A 14,730-nucleotide genomic window follows, 5' to 3' on the forward strand; every position below is an offset into this window, starting at 1 on the left:
TTATGTTTGGTTTTAAGAAAAAACAGGATGAGGAATTACTGAAAGAAGCCATTGTTAATGCGCTTAAGGGCGTTTATGACCCTGAGATTCCTGTTAATATTTATGATTTGGGCTTAATTTATAATATCTCGATTGATGAAGATGCTCACGTCACGATTCAAATGACCTTAACTACCCCTGGTTGTCCTGTGGCACAAACTTTTCCAGGAACGGTAGAACAAGCAGTCAACAACGTAGAAGGCGTTCGCGATTGCTCTGTAGAGTTGGTCTGGGAGCCGCCTTGGTCTCAAGAAAGAATGACCGAAGCAGCACGGCTTGAATTGGGAATTTTTTATTGATGTGGCCTCCTTCAGCACCGATCGAGTTCTTACGCCAACGCGCAGAATTATTAGCAAAAATACGTTTGTTCTTTACGGAACGTGGTTATTGGGAAGTAGAAACGCCAATTATGGCGCGATATGGGACAACCGATGTTTATCTAAGCAATATCAAAGCCACCTTTCGTGATGAAACGTATTATTTACAGACTTCCCCCGAATACCATATGAAGCGTTTGCTCGCAGCAGGAAGTGGTTCTATTTTTCAAATAGCCCGTGTATTTCGTGACGATGAATTAGGACGTTGGCATAATCCAGAGTTTACCTTGCTCGAATGGTACCAGCTGGAGATCGATCATCATGCATTAATGGAAGAAATGGATCTTTTTCTGCAAAGGGTAATGCAGTCCAGTCCCATGATCAAAAAAACGTATCAACAAGCTTTTCTTGAAGCCTGTGGTATTGATCCATTATCGGCAACCCCCAGGCAACTTCGTGACCTATTGGCGCATTACGATTTGGAGAATGTTTTGCCTCCTCAAGAAGAGGATAGAGATCAGTATCTCTTTTTATTGATGAGTCATGTCGTCGAACCTTTTCTGGGCAAGGAAAGTGCTCCAGTTGCGGTATATAATTTTCCGGCATCACAAGCTTCCTTGGCAAAAATTAGCAATGGAGTAGCGGAACGTTTTGAGGTTTATTATCAAGGGGTTGAGTTGGCTAATGGTTTTCATGAGTTAACCGATGCTGCTGCGCAAGCAAAACGTTTTGCCCAGGACCAAAAAATAAGAAATGAAAAAGGCTTGCCTTTCATGGAGGCAGATCACTATCTTTTGCAGGCATTAGAACATGGTTTGCCTTCATGCAGCGGAGTCGCTTTAGGTATTGATAGACTCTTGGCCTTAGCTTTAAAACAACCTGAAATTGCCAAAATTATCTCTTTTGATTTTGACAGGGCATAGTTACTTCTAATTTCTCCAAATTTAAATCCGATTATTTTTGAACTATTTTGAAAATAGAAAATGGAGCTCTAATTTTATTTTGAGGCTCCATTTGTTCTTTCTGGCTAAAATATAACCTATAAAATCTTTAATGACTTAATAGATAGTCTAATATTTAAATATATATTGATTTTTTGTGCGGTAAAGCATGATACGTTCTGAAGATGTTTTTAAACCCGATTTTAAAGGTAACTCTGATTTTAAAGGTCCCATAGTGTTGCATATGAGTGATCAAGAGGGTTTTGGTGATGTTTCTTTAGGAATGAAAATAGCTAAATTTCTTGCAAAAAAATACCCCAATGCTCCTATTTACGTTTTGGCTAGAGAGGATTCAGTTAAGAAAATAAGCCAAATTGAACCGAGCTTCTTAGATGGAGAGGTTTATCCTCAAATTGGAGTTGTTAATACGACCACTACCCATGGTTCAGTAATTGGCAGGATATGTGGCAAAGCGCAACTCGCTGTGGAAACTGCTATTTGCGAGGGTTCACTAACATTACATCATAAAAATAGTGATTGCGCCAAAATTTTCATTGGGGAATATGGTCTTTATGAGGTAACACCTGAAAAGGAGCCAATTTACAAGCCCCCCATAATTTGTTTAAGCGGAAATGTGGGTGTAGGGAAAGATTACCCTGGAATTTTGATTGAATCCGATTTAAAGGAATTTTCACGTCTTTCTCCTCCCGCAAAACAAAATGCGCGCGCAAAAATAATTGATGGAATTGAATCTTCTTTGAAAAAACAGATTTTAGGTAATTGGGGCGGTGATACATCTTCATTTCTTGCAAAAAATAGTTTTGCTTTTTCTTATTATAATTGGCCTTTTTCTTACAAAAGAGCTGCTACGGTTTTTGCAGCAAGTAATGAGCCCGGCAAACATGCTAATTTTTTTGTAAGTGCTTCAACTAAGGATGATAAGGACAAAAAAACATTATTAATGCTTCAAGAACCGGATTTTCAAGAAAAGTTAAAACAACTTGGGTATACCAAGCTTGTTTTTCATATTGGAGATTCAGAAAAGCCACAGGAAATTATTTTAGATAGGTCAAATCCTGAGGGTAGAGAGTTTAGAGTATTTGAACGAAATCGCTTCACCCTTGAAACGACACTTGATTTAATGCGTTTGTCGGATGTTTGTGGCGTTGCAGGCGATCAATCGCTCACTGAAGCATTTTCTCTTGGTGCTGTTCCTGTACCTGAGGAATGGTATTGTCAACGTGATATAATACGTCAAATATCGAGTACTTATTATGAGTATACCGCAATGCAAAAAGTTCATGAAAATACTTGGAGAGTAATGGATTCTGTTGATCGATGGGCTGAAGCTGGGGAGCAAATACGAAGACGCCGCTCCAGTGTGGAATCTGTAATAACTAAATTTCAAGAAGAAGCAAATCTGTACAATGCGCTCGATTATCGACTTAATTTAGAATTTGATAAACCGAAACAAGAAGACATCGATAAATACAATCAATCGTTTATTGAGACACTGAAGGTAGGCCAGAAAGGTAGAAAGAATGACAAAGATAATGCTTTTTATATCGCTACGGAAATAGCGCGTTATTATGCTAAATGGCAACCCAGTGAACCGCTGACCATGAGTAAAATACTCGATACAATGAATGCACATGTTGGTAAAAGAATTACGCATATTGACAGTATCAGCAATGTTACAATAAAAGAAAAAGATTGTGAGTTAGTAAGTAGCGAGCGTAGCGGCAGTTTTTTTAAAAGAAACATAACTCATAAACCTTCTCGAAATAAGGAATTGCTCACTAAACTTCATTCTTTGCAACAACAACATTTTGCCTCAGGAAGCGTTGAGACCGGCACTCAAGAAAAAAGTACTATTCTCAAAGAGAAATTATCTGACATACGTCATCCAGCACTTACAGAAGATGATCTTCATTTGGCAGTGAAATATTTGGCTGGATTGGATATAGATAAACTCGGTGAGAAAGTTGGCTTTGGCCATACTCAATATGTCGGCAAGACTTTGAACACTTCGTATCACTTCGTTGAAAAAATAACACCATGTGAAGATAAACCAATTAAAGAAAATAAAAAATTTACTATTACTCTCGAGAGTAACTATTCGACTGATGAAAGGTATAACGTTACTCTTTCTAGAGAACAAGTGTACGAGTTTGCAGAGAAGCAAAAAGAACTAGAAGCGCAGTCAACATATAGCTGTTAAAAGCAAATTCTAATAGCTTCATGTTTACTAAACCAAATCGAATGAGGTGTGCTTCACTTCACTATGTTGTTCTTTTTGAAACGTGATGTACGCATTTTTTTCTTTTTCAGTGAATTTTTGAAATTCCGTGATTTTCGCTGAAATCCTTTCCTTGAGAATCTGTTGATATTCAGAATAATCCTTTGTATTTGTCACAAAATCTTTAGGGGTATTATAGCAATAATGAATATAAGCAATCTGATTTTGAGCTGCTTCAGAAAGCGTAGATTTCCTTGGAGTGCAGCTAAAGAAGCCTTTAACCGCTAAAATAAAAGGCGAAGTAATGAGCATTTGTAATTCTTGAGCAATTAAATTGAACTCTTCAATGCGTACTACAGGAATACGATCTAACTCTTCATTAATCAATTCAACATAATCTGCTCTTAATTTACTCGAAAACGTCATGATATAACAGCTCAGCAAACATTAATTGTCCGCATTATATAAATTTTGATCATAAAATTGCAATAGAAAAATTTGGCCCCAAATTAAAGGATCTGGGGAATAAAATGACTCGTAGCTTGAACTAGAAAAACTAAAGCCTTTTGTAATATTTCGACACCTTTTTTCAAAGCATTTTCTGAAGTATAGACTCCAGAACAAAGCATCATTTATCTCATTACTTGAAATCCATTTCATAATAAGCAGGCTCTGCTTTTGTATAATGATTATTCTCTGTTGTTAATTTTATAATTAAATTTTGGCACTCTTTTTCGGAAGCACAAAGCGTTACGCTTAAAGAACATAAATTAGGCTTTATTTCATCAGCAGGCAATACGGCACATAAGCCACCTTGGGTTTCTATCACGTCAGGGTTTTTGACTGAAAACAAGGGGATGTAATTGGTACAATCGTTACTTGTTTCGACTGTGGATGAATAAAGCGACGGTTTATGGGTATTGATTTTGATTACGGAGATTAAATCACTTTTCTCTGCATATAAATTTTCTATTGCCAATTGGCAATAGTCTGTTTCAGCGAAAGCAGTACCGATGGCAAGAGAAAAAAGCAGTGATGAGATAATTTTAGTCATAAGGATGGGTTATTTTAATTGGCATCATCTAATTATACGAGAGATTGGGATACGTCGATGGTTTTTCCCAATCTCATATTTTGAAAGATTATTTCTAGAACAACAACATCACTTTTTATGTTGTTCTAGAGATCCAGAGTTAGCCAAAACTTCCGCTGTTACCAAGCTTTGTACCTGGTTGAGGATGAAAACCTAATTCATCCTCGTCCTGCTCAGAGCCGTACTCTTGTGTATCTGATTCCGTTATTACTAATTCAGGAAGTTCGCTTCTCTGCTTACCACCAAAATTTAGCAAGCGCATTGTTCCATACGAACGGTTCGGATTTTGCTCCAGTAGTGCATCTGTTTCATCGACTTGCCAACCGGTAATTTCCAAGTCTCTGTCTGTTACTTCTTGTGCAACTTGTTGATAGTCCGGATTTAGTTCTGCATAAGGCACATATCGTACATTCATTTTTCCAGGAGTATGTTGATCTACTTGAATCCTAAATGGCAGCATAAATAGCTCTTTTTTCCCATTTACATCAAATGCCATCAGAGCTTGGCTTTCAGCAAAGTCTAATGCATCGTCTTTTCGATGCTCCGCTTTATAACCTGGAAAAAGCTTCGTTAAAGTATCTCGTATTGAATTACCATGGCCTATGACTACCATATCGCGCGGCTCATCATTATCTAGTTCATCTACTATCTCTTTTGCTAACCCATTTTCTCTTTGTGCGTCTGTTGTATGGGTTACATCAGAGGGCTGTGACGTCTCATCAAGCGCTCCGATAGTATCCAATGCTGTTTGTTTTGCACTCTTATTGTCTTCTAACGTGCTTCCAAAAATAGCGTAACGAATAAATGAGAAAAAAAGCAAAGCTCGATGTAAAAACTTCACATCAGAAAATGGATTAAGCAACGGACCATATTCACGCCAATTCATTATATCAAAACCGGAAGGTCCTTCGGCAATTTCTGTTATTTCACGTGAGGATTTGGCTGTTACTTTTTTGTTATGAGTACGTAAGCCTTTAATAAAATTTGCGGCGGTTACAGTAGCCCGTGTCATAGTTGAAAATACAACGTGAGCATCATTACTTTGATTATGCAAAAGCACTGAATAATCAAAATGCTTCATATTTGCATCGGCGGCTGGATTAATATTTGCATTCGGTTTGAATCCATATCCTTTATCCGCGTTCGTGCATTCTCCATGTCGAAATAATTGAATGACTTTAAAATTATCCGCATCATTCGTGCAGGCTTTTTTAAGATAAGTTTGCGTGAAAAGATATAAATCATCAATTAATTGTTTATTATCTAGTGTAGTAGGGGCTGATAATTGATTATATTTTGTTATTCGATTCTGTATTCTTTTTAGGTATTTTTGCAGATCCTTATCTTGTTCTGCGTTAATTTTTGTTTGTGACATCGTTTATTCCGATTACATTTACTTCATAGGTGTAAATGATAAAACATTTACCTTATGTGATTATTAAATGATCAATAAAATAATTTATAGGTCAAAAAAATTTAAGTAATAATGAGATGCCACTGTATCTGGATACAGGAAATTATCGTGATTAGGTACAGCATATCGATTTGCTTTCGGCAATAATGGAATAGACTTCGTTGTCGCCAACAACAATGTGATCGAGTAAGCGGACATCAACCAATTCCAGAGCTTCACGGATGCGTTCGGTTACGATGATATCCTGGTGGCTTGCGTCGGATAGGCCTGATGGGTGATTGTGGGCCAGAATGAGTGCTGCTGCATTCAGTTGTAAAACACGCTCTATGATGGGCCTGGGATGAATCGTTGCTGTATTGATTGTCCCGGAAAAGAGTTCCTCATAAGCAATGATGCGATGTTGATTATCAAGAAATAATGCAGCAAAGGTTTCATTTTTATAATCACGCAAACGTTTTTTTAAATAAGCATAAGTTTGTTTGCTGTTCGTGATTTGGGTTTCTTTTTTTAATTGAATAAAATCACTGCGCCGACACATTTCCTTGATTGCTTGCAACTGGGCATACCGCACATCACCCAAGCCCGATATTTGTTTGAAGCTTTGTATATCGGCATTTAGAACGGCGCGTACATCACCCAAATGCTTGAGGAGATCAAAAGCTAATTGCACACAGGATTTTTTACTGGTGCCAGAGCTGATAAAAATTGCGAGTAATTCAGCATCTGAAAGGTTTTGTGCGCCATACGTGATAAGTTTTTCACGCAGATCGAACCGCCGTGTTGATTGGACAACCGTCATTTTTCTATTCCTTTATTGCGAAGTTTATGCTTTGATCACAGCTATTCTTATCAAAAACGTTGAGTCATGCAAGATTTTACCGGGAAAAAAGTATTGCTTGGGGTTTGTGGAGGAGTTGCCGCCTATAAATCAGCGTACCTGATTCGAGAATTAACTCGAGCTGGTGCGGAGGTCAAAGTGGTGATGACGCAATCCGCCCAGGAATTTGTTAGTCCTTTGTTGATGCAGGCCTTATCAGGAAACGATGTACGTACTGATTTATTTGATGCCCAGGCAGAGCGTGCCATGGGACATATTGAATTAGCACGCTGGGCTGATTACTTGATTATTGCTCCTGCTTCCGCCAATTGCCTTGCCAAACTGGCACAAGGTATTGCTGATGATTTGCTCTCTACTTTATATCTTGTTGCTGAAGTGCCAGTGATAGTTTGTCCTGCCATGAATCGCAGCATGTGGGCCCATCCTGCAACCCAAGCTAATTTTAAGCTTTTGCAAGAGCGAGGGGTGATTTTTGTTGGCCCTGAAGAAGGGGCTCAAGCATGCGGTGAGCAAGGTTTGGGACGCGTAAGTGAAGTGGAATACATCATGAGTGCTTTACGTTTATATAATGTCCACCAGTTATTGGCGGGTAAAAAAGTACTTGTGACCGCTGGACCTACTCGTGAACCTATGGATCCGGTACGCTATATCAGTAATTACAGCTCTGGAAAAATGGGCTATGCCATGGCAGAGGCTGCTGCAATGGCAGGAGCGCAAGTTACTCTGATTAGTGGACCAAGTACTTTACAGGCTTCAGCAAAAATTAAGCGGATTCTCGTTGAATCGGCACAAGAAATGCTGGACGCAGTAATGCAGGAAATGCCAGCAGGTGGTATATTTATAGGAACAGCTGCTGTTGCTGATTATCGGGTCGAGTCGCCTGCTTCTGAGAAAATGAAGAAAAAAAATCAGGACGAAATGACGCTTAAATTGATAAAAAATCCCGATATCCTCAGTCGTGTTGCTGAATCAGCTAAGGCTTCTTGCGTGGTTGGGTTTGCTGCTGAAACCACTGAGGTTGTGCATTATGCCACTGAAAAATTACAGCGTAAAAAACTGGATATGATTGTGGCAAACTCAGTAGGAAAAGGACTTGGATTTGATAGTGAAGTGAATCAAGTAACTGTAATTACAAAAAACAAGCAAATCGAATTACCCTTAACCCATAAAACACGGTTGGCTGGACAAATTATTGCAATCATTGCTGCAACTCTGCAAAATGATGGGCATTAATATTTTATAGGAAAAATGATGGCGCAAGCGATTCAATTAAAAATTCTTGATCCTCGAATAGGTGATACTATTCCGCTACCTTCGTATGCAACTCACGGTTCAGCCGGATTGGACTTGCGTGTTTGTATTAATGAGCCGATTCAAATTGCACCGCAAGAAACGGTGCTATTGCCGACAGGACTGTCGATTTATATTGCTGATCCTAAATTAGCGGCTGTGATTTTACCCCGCTCAGGCTTAGGGCATAAAAATGGTATTGTTTTAGGGAATTTAGTGGGACTCATTGATTCTGATTATCAAGGAGAACTCAAAATTTCTTGTTGGAATAGAGGGATTGAGCATTTTACAGTAAATCCCGGGGAGCGTATTGCGCAATTAGTTTTTGTCCCAGTTGTGCAAGCTGCTTTTGAAATCGTTGAGGCATTTACCGAAACCTCCAGGGGTGAAGGTGGGTTTGGAAGTTCAGGGAGGCATTAAATGAAATATCAGCAAAAGCAAGTGACGCGTTCGGTGTTCCGTGCATATGATATCAGAGGCATAATTGGACAGGAATTGGATGAAAATGCTTTTTATAGTATTGGACTCGCTCTAGCCTGTTATTTGCGTGATTTGCAGCGCCAACAAATTTTTTTGGCACGCGATGGCCGTCTCACGAGTTTTGCTATGGCTTCCGCCTTAAAACAAGGATTGCTGGACAGCGGTATCGATGTAGTAGACTTAGGGGCAGTTCCTACGCCGGTCATGTATTTTGCAATTCACACTCAAAGCATTGATTGTGGATTGATGGTAACAGGAAGCCACAACCCAGCAAATTACAACGGTATTAAAATGGTCTTGTTGGGTAAGACTTTAATGCAAGAAGATATTGATATTTTGTATCAACTGGTTCTTGACGGCAAGCGCGTTGCGGGCCAAGGGAAAGACATGGCATTTGATGTATTGCCTGAATATGAGCAACGCATTAGAAGTGATATAAAAATCAAGCGTCCATTAAAAGTGGTGGTTGATTGTGGTAATGGGATTGCTGGTCCAATTGTACCTCAGATGCTTAGCGAGTTAGGTTGCGAGGTTATTGCGCTTTATTGTGATGTAGATGGTCACTTCCCTAATCATCATCCCGATCCAACCATTGAGGCTAATTTAGCTGACTTGAAAACTGCAGTAGCAGCCCATAAAGCAGATATCGGTTTAGCTTTTGATGGTGATGCCGATCGCTTGGGTTTAATCACGAATAAAGGTGAAATGATTTGGCCTGATCGTTTGATGATGCTGTATGTTCGTGAATTATTAACTCGTCTTCCCGGAGCTACTGTAGTTTTTGATGTTAAATGCTCCAGTCACTTGGAGGCTGTGATCAAAGAAGCGGGTGGCATACCCAAAATGTGCCCTACAGGTCATTCCATTGTGAAACACGTGATGAAAAAAGAAGAGGCTGCTTTGGCTGGTGAAATGAGCGGCCATTTATTTTTCAAAGATCGCTGGTATGGATTTGATGATGCACTGTATAGTGCCTGCCGTTTACTTGAAATCATTAGCGCATCGGACATGACTGTAAGTGAGCAATTTGAAGCAATTCCCAATAGCGTCAATACGCCTGAATTGAAGATTGCTATAGCGGATGATGAGAAGTTCCAGTTTATGAAGCGATTTAATGAAATGGCTGAATTTCCTCAAGCACGCGTTATTGCCATTGACGGGTTACGTGTTGAGTTCGATAAAGGATGGGGGCTATTACGTGCTTCGAATACTACACCTTGTCTCGTTGCTCGTTTTGAAGCCGAAGATAAAGATAATTTAGAACAGATTAAGCAGTTATTTAAGAAACAAATGCATTTGTTGGATGACACATTGGAATTGCCATTCTAATGAGTGGTTGTAATCTGGCTATAAATAGATTCTAAAATGACTCAATAAGCCTGGAGGGGTCATTTGCCCAGACTTATTGAGGATTAAAAATTCCACCTAAATTATTTTGTTGAAAAATCTTATAAAAAAGAACACACTAAGCCCAGTTTTTGGCGAATTTTTACTATGATAAATGGAGTTTACGCTTGGAACATCTAAAGTCTCCCAATACTCGCAAAATGTCTGATCCTGTAAGTATGAGCAGAGTAGACATACCTATAACAATTGGTTATGGTTGTCAGTTAACTATTGCTTCTTCTCAAGCATTGGCACATCATTCATTGCCAGTAGCCTTACCCCCCCAGGCGATGGAGGCCATAGAAGCCTCATACCAGTTTTTGAAAGTTCATGTTGATTCGAGAATTCCTATTTATGGGGTCAATACAAATTTTGGTGATCAGGTTCGTTATATCGATGCTACGCTCAAAGCTACTGATACATCAGATTATTATGACTCGATTAATGAGCGACAGGAAAATATTCTCCGCTCTCTTTCTTGCGGCTTAGGTACAATTGTTTCACCGCATATCGTACGCGTGGCGATGATGTTGCGTGCGCATTGTCTGGCACAAGGATATTCAGGCGTTCATCCTGAATTAATTAATTCACTTTTAGACTTTCTTAATGCAGGTATTACTCCGGTCGTTCGTTGTTATGGTTCTATTGGTGCCAGTGGTGATCTTATTCCTCTTTCTATGATTGCAGCAGCGCTTATTGGAGAACCAGTTGCTGTGACTTATCAGAATCAGGTTATGTTGGCGCCTGAAGCGATTCAATTAGCGGGCCTTAAGGCATATAAACCCGTAATGCGTGATGGGCTTGCCTTGATCAATGGCACCTCATTCATGACGGCAATAGCCAGTTTGGCCGTCTATGATTTGCATCATTTATTCAAGCAAATGTTGGCCGCTATTGCCATGACGTTAGAGTCTTTACTCGTGATCAGCAGTGCTTATCATCCTATGGTGCACCAACTGAAAAAACATAAGGGTGAAATGACAATCAATCAATTTTTTATCGATTTCTGGGAAGGGAGTCAATTGTTGATTGATTTAGATGAATTGAGAGTTACAGATTATACCTATAAACCAGTACAAGATTATTATTCAATTCGATCTGTTCCCCAAGGATTCGGACCATTCCATGAGAATTTGGAGCGTGCAATCTGTTGGATAGAAAATGAAATGAACTCTGTTAATGATAATCCAATTATTGATGTCGCTGCGAACAGTATTCATCATAGCGCAAATTTTATGGGTTTTTATATAACCGATGCATGCGACATTTTAAAAATGGACATTGCTCAAGCTTCAACCTGGATGCATGCATTGCTCGCCAACTTAGTTCATCCTCGTAAGAATCATAATTTACCAGTTAATCTTGTACCTAATCCAAGTAAACATAATGGTTTTCGATCAATGCAGCTATTAGCTGCAGCACTTGCAGTTCAAAATCGCAAATTGGCCCAGTCACATCAGGCATTTACCTTAGCTACCGAGGGTGATAATCAGGATGTAAATAGTTTGGGCACACATGCTGCTTTTGATTTTCAAGAGTCAGTAGCTAATTTGGAGCGTCTCACGGCAATTTTGTTAATTGCAGCAACGCAAGCACTTGAATTACGTGGTATTGAAAAAGCGAGTAAAAAAGCTCAATCTATTTATCATACAGTTCGTCAATATTCTCCAAAAATAGAACATTGTAGACCGATGTCAGAAGAAATTGAGAAGGTTATTAATTTATTAAGGGATAGTAAAATATAAAGGGGTAAAAGACTCAGTCCCTACCAAGGAACGGCTGTATTTGGCGCATCTTGGGAGAACCTGCGCTCAAATCCAACCGTTCGAGTACATATTCATACAGGGGATTAGCTATTTACTATAAAGGAGCAAAACGTGCGTCAAGTCTCTCATTTATACCTAGCGCTTTTTTCGTGCTGTGTAGTTTCTCCAGTTTGGGCATCCGATTTTAGCCTGCCTTTTGTTAATTCAGCAGGATTGGGTGTTGCTTATGCTGATTGGGCAACGGCTGCCAGTGATGCAAGTACGGCTTATACAAATCCAGCAGGTCTTGTTAAGCTGTCGCGTCAACAAATAGTAGGTAATGCATTGGGCATCATCGGTACTGCCCGATTTACAGGATCTGCAGTGACACCACCCTTCCCATTTCCGTTCGCTGTGGCGCAGTCTGGCGTAGCAAAAAGCCAAATTAGGGCTTTTATGCCCTCATTTTATTATTCAGCGCCCCTTACTCAGCGCGTTTCTTTTGGTTTTAATTTAACAACTCCGTTTGGATTGGGTACGAATTATGGTTCCACCCGCTCATCCATGGCACGTTATGCTGCAACACGTGCTCAAGTGGTTGGCATTGATGTAGGCCCAAGTTTAGGAGTGAAAATTACGGAGCGCTTTTCTCTGGGTGCGGGTTTTGATGCACTGCATTTGGCATTTACATTAAATAATATGTATGGTCCGCCTGTTTCTTTTCCTTCTGACTCAAGACTCGAAAATCATTTAAGCGGTTGGGGATATGGGGGCCATGGCGGTATTTTATGGGATTTTTTACCAGAAACTCGGATTGGATTGAGTTATTATTCTAAAATTTCACTTACGACCAGAGGCCATAGCACAGTACATACACCTGCAATCGGACCTGTGGTAGCGATCTTTAGAACCAATCAACAAGAAACAAAAGCAGCTTTGCCGGCCCGAGCTCAATTGAGCTTACAACATGATTTCACCAAACGATGGACTGGGTTTGGTACGGTTTTTTATACCAATTGGAGAACATTTAATCAAATAACCATGGAAAATACGGAAACTCCTACGGGAGAAACGCGTTCAGTAACAATTCCATTTAATTACCACAATTGTTTTGATTATGCAGCAGGCGCTACGTTTAAGGCAACTGAGAAAATATTATTCCGTGGCGGTATTCAATTTATGAGTACCCCTTCTAACGATCGTGATCGCGGTATTGCCGATCCTGTAGGGAGTGCGACCATTGTGGCAGTGGGAGCCCATTATCAACAAAATGCAAATTTAGGCTACGATGTAGGGGTAGGCCATTCATTCTTTAACCAAATGCCAGTGAATCTAATTACTCCTTTGACATCCCTTAAGGGACATACCAATACACAAACCACAGCCATTGGCGGACAAATTAACTGGAGTTTTTCTTAGCATTAGCATGCAGCAAACTACCCTTTAAAGATGAAAAAGCCCGATGCGAGATAAAATCTTAAAACTTTATGTACTTTCGACCTTATTAGGCATATTAACAGGAACTGTGGGTTCATTGTTGCAGTTGGCAATCCATTGGTTAAATAATGTTTTAATCAGCTGGTTTAATTTCGCAGGGTCAAAAGGTTATAATATCGGTGTCATTTCTGCACTCACAACGATGGTCATGGTTTTCATCGCATGGGCTTTAGTAAAATGGGTTGCAACCGAAGCATCAGGAAGTGGTGTTCAGGAAATTGAAGGGACTTTGCTTCATGAGCGTCCAATTTTGTGGCGAAGATTATTACCTGTAAAATTTATTGGTGGAGTCATGTCAATTGGTTCTAAGATGGTGCTCGGTCGTGAAGGGCCTACCATTCAAATTGGTGGTAATTTAGGTGAAATGTTAGGTGAGATCTTCTTTTTAAATAGGAAAAGACGTGACTCACTTATAGCTGCCGGAGCTGCAGCAGGACTTGCAACAGCGTTTAATGCACCTCTTGCTGGTGTTTTATTTGTACTTGAAGAAATGCGCAATGAGTTTAATTTCTCCTTTACAAATTTCAAAATGGTTGCCATATGTTGTGTGTTTGCAACAATCATGTTGCATATCATTATTGGACCTCAACCTGATATTAAGATGGTTGTCTTTACCCCGCCAAGTCTTCAATCGCTTTGGCTTTTCTTTGCCTTTGGTATCGTAGTAGGTATTGTAGGTCTGTGTTTTAATAAATTCTTGATGAAATTGTTATACAGCCTGGACAAACTGAAACCCTGGATGAAAGATATTTACGTATTAATTATTGGCCTCACCGTAGGATATTTGGCTTATAAACAGCCTGGCGTTGTTGGAGGTGGATATCATATTATTGAACAAGCTTTAATCGCTTACCCTGATTTTTCAGTCTTGATAATGTTACTTATAATTCGATTTATTATGACTTTATTGTGTTATGGCACAGGTGTCCCCGGTGGTATTTTTGCGCCTATGTTAGCTTTAGGAACCATTTTGGGATTAGCTGCTTCACATATTCTTCAGGCAATTTCAAGTGACATAAACATTCATCCGGGTATGCTTGCGGTGGCTGGCATGGGAGCTCTGTTCGCTGCTTCTGTAAGAGCACCGATTACAGGTATCATTCTTGTTGTTGAAATGACGCAAAATTATTTATTGATATTGCCGTTAATGATTACCTGTTTAACATCAACTACAGTTGTTCAGTTTGCAAAAAATGCTCCTATCTATACGCAACTTTTGCGTAGAACGTTAAAAAAAGAAGCATGTTCATAGAGGTTCCATGCTCCTTGGCTTTTATTTCCTTAGTTCACAGCATTTTCTTACTGAACAGAAATTTTATCCCAACATTAACCCGACAACTTTTCAGAGTAGATTATTCTGGTTTTCTTCATAGACTTTTTATCATAAATGTCTCTATATGATCATTGCTAATCATACAGAACACACTGTGTCAAATTTTGCATCATTGGCA

At 39.4% G+C, this 14,730-nt stretch carries 13 protein-coding genes; 9 read left to right on the plus strand and 4 right to left on the minus strand.

What is annotated here, in order from left to right:
* Positions 1-2 precede the first annotated feature (2 nt).
* From LXO92_RS04355 to LXO92_RS04365, 3 genes are all read left to right on the plus strand, one after another.
* Entirely contained in the window at positions 3-338 is a 336-nt protein-coding gene (locus tag LXO92_RS04355; protein ID WP_182351500.1) for an SUF system Fe-S cluster assembly protein, read from the plus strand.
* Entirely contained in the window at positions 338-1,279 is a 942-nt protein-coding gene (epmA, locus tag LXO92_RS04360; protein WP_232890440.1) for an elongation factor P--(R)-beta-lysine ligase, read from the plus strand. The genes LXO92_RS04355 and epmA overlap by 1 nt, the downstream gene beginning before the upstream one ends.
* Before the next feature lie 187 nt (positions 1,280-1,466).
* Positions 1,467-3,518 (plus strand): hypothetical protein, encoded by a 2,052-nt coding sequence (locus tag LXO92_RS04365; RefSeq protein ID WP_182351502.1) that lies wholly within the window; start codon positions 1,467-1,469, stop codon positions 3,516-3,518.
* Positions 3,519-3,545: 27 nt separating this feature from the next.
* On the opposite strand, the gene LXO92_RS04370 is transcribed toward LXO92_RS04365, so the two are convergent.
* The 4 genes from LXO92_RS04370 to radC all read right to left on the minus strand — a co-directional run bounded on the left by LXO92_RS04370 (position 3,546) and on the right by radC (position 6,842).
* On the minus strand, positions 3,546-3,962 hold the full coding sequence (locus tag LXO92_RS04370; RefSeq protein WP_182351503.1) for a hypothetical protein: 417 nt from the start codon (positions 3,960-3,962) through the stop codon (positions 3,546-3,548).
* Positions 3,963-4,176: 214 nt separating this feature from the next.
* Positions 4,177-4,590 carry a hypothetical protein gene (locus LXO92_RS04375; RefSeq protein ID WP_182351504.1) on the minus strand — a complete coding sequence of 138 codons (414 nt, stop codon included), beginning with the start codon at positions 4,588-4,590 and terminating at the stop codon, positions 4,177-4,179.
* A 139-nt stretch (positions 4,591-4,729) separates the two neighbouring features.
* Positions 4,730-6,004 (minus strand): hypothetical protein, encoded by a 1,275-nt coding sequence (locus LXO92_RS04380; RefSeq protein WP_232890441.1) that lies wholly within the window; start codon positions 6,002-6,004, stop codon positions 4,730-4,732.
* A 151-nt stretch (positions 6,005-6,155) separates the two neighbouring features.
* Positions 6,156-6,842, minus strand: coding sequence for a RadC family protein (gene radC, locus LXO92_RS04385; protein WP_182351506.1), 687 nt, complete (start codon positions 6,840-6,842; stop codon positions 6,156-6,158).
* 66 nt (positions 6,843-6,908) lie between these two features.
* On the opposite strand from radC, the gene coaBC reads away from it, so the two are divergent.
* The 6 genes from coaBC (at position 6,909) to clcA (ending at position 14,531) form a co-directional block, all read left to right on the plus strand.
* Positions 6,909-8,114, plus strand: coding sequence for a bifunctional phosphopantothenoylcysteine decarboxylase/phosphopantothenate--cysteine ligase CoaBC (coaBC, locus tag LXO92_RS04390; RefSeq protein ID WP_182351507.1), 1,206 nt, complete (start codon positions 6,909-6,911; stop codon positions 8,112-8,114).
* Positions 8,115-8,132: 18 nt separating this feature from the next.
* Positions 8,133-8,591, plus strand: a complete 459-nt coding sequence (gene dut, locus LXO92_RS04395; RefSeq protein ID WP_182352729.1) for a dUTP diphosphatase — start codon at positions 8,133-8,135, stop codon at positions 8,589-8,591.
* Positions 8,592-9,980 (plus strand): phosphomannomutase/phosphoglucomutase, encoded by a 1,389-nt coding sequence (locus tag LXO92_RS04400; RefSeq protein ID WP_182351508.1) that lies wholly within the window; start codon positions 8,592-8,594, stop codon positions 9,978-9,980.
* Between the two features lie 185 nt (positions 9,981-10,165).
* On the plus strand, positions 10,166-11,782 hold the full coding sequence (locus LXO92_RS04405; protein ID WP_232890442.1) for an HAL/PAL/TAL family ammonia-lyase: 1,617 nt from the start codon (positions 10,166-10,168) through the stop codon (positions 11,780-11,782).
* Between the two features lie 132 nt (positions 11,783-11,914).
* Positions 11,915-13,201, plus strand: coding sequence for an OmpP1/FadL family transporter (locus LXO92_RS04410; protein WP_232890443.1), 1,287 nt, complete (start codon positions 11,915-11,917; stop codon positions 13,199-13,201).
* Between the two features lie 43 nt (positions 13,202-13,244).
* Positions 13,245-14,531 carry a H(+)/Cl(-) exchange transporter ClcA gene (clcA, locus tag LXO92_RS04415; RefSeq protein WP_182351510.1) on the plus strand — a complete coding sequence of 429 codons (1,287 nt, stop codon included), beginning with the start codon at positions 13,245-13,247 and terminating at the stop codon, positions 14,529-14,531.
* Positions 14,532-14,730: the final 199 nt, after the last annotated feature.

Source organism: Legionella resiliens (assembly GCF_021344005.1).
Lineage (GTDB): Bacteria > Pseudomonadota > Gammaproteobacteria > Legionellales > Legionellaceae > Legionella > Legionella resiliens.